We start from the raw sequence: 1,538 nt of genomic DNA, 5'->3' as shown, positions 1-1,538 counted from the left end.
GCAACAGACCAAAAAACTTCTACACAAATTGCTATAGCGGAGATTTCAGAGTATTACTTTTTTTTAGGTGTAATTTGTTTAATAAGTTTTCGCCCATTTAAACGATATTTGATTAACTAAAAAAACTGAAACTATTCTGGCTTATGCCTTATACCTTATACCTTATGCCTTATACCTTATGCCTTATGCCTTGGATCCAATACATTTTCCTTATTACCAGCGGATGTGGTATGATAAGCTTTTTACTTAGATAAAGTTAAAAAAAGATAAAGACAAGGCTTCAATAAAATTTACAAAAATCCTAACTCAAGGGATGACTGGACTTGAGGGCTTAAGTTGACTAACCTCACTTGTTTAACTTGGGCGAATAGGTCAAACTGGTTTTCGGTGGTTCAATAGGACTTATGCTGGCAACAAACCAAGCTTTTCATGGCCAATGGCGCGAAAATGCCGAAAACGAATCTACCGCTGCTTGGGTGGAGCCCCTCCTGGAAAAACTGTCTACTGGAGACCGCACGGCCTTTTGGCCCCTCTGGGAACAGTATCAAGACTATCTTTACCATCGCGCTCTGCAGCTGGATGGGGGGTAATCGGTCTCAAGCCCAAGATGCTCTTTCTGAGATTATGCTCAAGGCTTGGGAAAAATTGCCCAAATTTGCCGCAAAGATTACCAATCTCAAAGGATGGCTGACTAAATTTGGCCATAACTTCTGTATAGACTGCCATCGAGAAAATAACTCTGGGGCAATAGGAGTAGAAAATCTCGAAGCGATCGCAGTGGCAGAGGGGAATGGCTTGGTTACTGAATTTGATACCCCAGGAAAGATTGTAGAAAATAGCGAACTATTAGAAGTAATCCGTAGTGCTCTAGAGGATTTGCCCGAGAATCAGCGCGAGGTATGTCTCTTGCACTTTGAGCAGGAGTTGTCTTACCAAGAGATTGCTCAACGACTAGATATTTCCAACAATACCGTTCGTAAACGTATCCAACGAGCCAGGGAGAAACTGCAGCAGTCGTTGCAGACGTATCTGGGCGGATTAGACGAGAAGGCTTATGGGGAGATTGCCCTTCTTGATGCAGCGCGGTCTTGGGGGGAACCCCCAAGACCGCACCGGTAGTCGCTCATGGGGGGAACCCCCAAGACCGCGCTACCTCGCTGCATCGCTTTTGAAGGAGATTAGGAGAGTATCCGAGCAGCAAAGTAAAGAAGAAAAAGACAGAGAAAGCCATGTCACTCCCGCTGACATGGAGATGGAACAAGGACACTTGGAGACAACTGAGCAGTCGGAGTCTTTAAGGGAAATGGGGAGATGGGGAGATGGGAAGATTTTTAATAAGGGTAATTATTCCGGCGTTGCTGAATTGAAGTATGAATGCGCGATCCTCTGCTTTTGGGAAAGCCCCCTAAATCCCCCAACTTTGATACCGCTGGCCAAATTAATATTTGTTTACACATAGGTCAACCGGTCGGCGCAAGAGCAGCAAAACGAGAACATCGGGTAGCTGCAAATGGAACTCCCTGGCACCAATTAACCAA

At 44.9% G+C, this 1,538-nt stretch carries 3 protein-coding genes; all 3 read left to right on the top strand.

Annotated features, from left to right (window positions below):
- Nucleotides 1-404: 404 nt before the first annotated feature.
- The 3 genes from F6K53_RS41575 to F6K53_RS41565 are packed head-to-tail and all read left to right on the top strand — an operon-like array spanning nucleotide 405 to nucleotide 1,459.
- Nucleotides 405-590, top strand: coding sequence for a hypothetical protein (locus F6K53_RS41575; RefSeq protein ID WP_293086246.1), 186 nt, complete (start codon nucleotides 405-407; stop codon nucleotides 588-590).
- Nucleotides 580-1,119, top strand: coding sequence for a sigma-70 family RNA polymerase sigma factor (locus tag F6K53_RS41570; protein ID WP_293086243.1), 540 nt, complete (start codon nucleotides 580-582; stop codon nucleotides 1,117-1,119). The genes F6K53_RS41575 and F6K53_RS41570 overlap by 11 nt, the downstream gene beginning before the upstream one ends.
- Nucleotides 1,055-1,459 carry a hypothetical protein gene (locus F6K53_RS41565; RefSeq protein WP_293086240.1) on the top strand — a complete coding sequence of 135 codons (405 nt, stop codon included), beginning with the start codon at nucleotides 1,055-1,057 and terminating at the stop codon, nucleotides 1,457-1,459. The genes F6K53_RS41570 and F6K53_RS41565 overlap by 65 nt, the downstream gene beginning before the upstream one ends.
- The last annotated feature ends 79 nt before the right edge of the window (nucleotides 1,460-1,538 follow it).

The organism is Moorena sp. SIO4A1, assembly GCF_010672065.1.
In the GTDB taxonomy this organism is placed as follows: Bacteria; Cyanobacteriota; Cyanobacteriia; order Cyanobacteriales; family Coleofasciculaceae; genus Moorena.
This window is presented reverse-complemented; position numbering and strand designations above follow the sequence as displayed.

What these genes read in the sequence shown, in the direction of transcription:
- F6K53_RS41575 (WP_293086246.1), top strand. Translation starts at nt 405, where the DNA reads ATGCTGGCAACAAACCAAGCTTTTCATGGCCAATGGCGCGAAAATGCC.
- F6K53_RS41570 (WP_293086243.1), top strand. Translation starts at nt 580, where the DNA reads ATGGGGGGTAATCGGTCTCAAGCCCAAGATGCTCTTTCTGAGATTATG.
- F6K53_RS41565 (WP_293086240.1), top strand. Translation starts at nt 1,055, where the DNA reads ATGGGGAGATTGCCCTTCTTGATGCAGCGCGGTCTTGGGGGGAACCCC.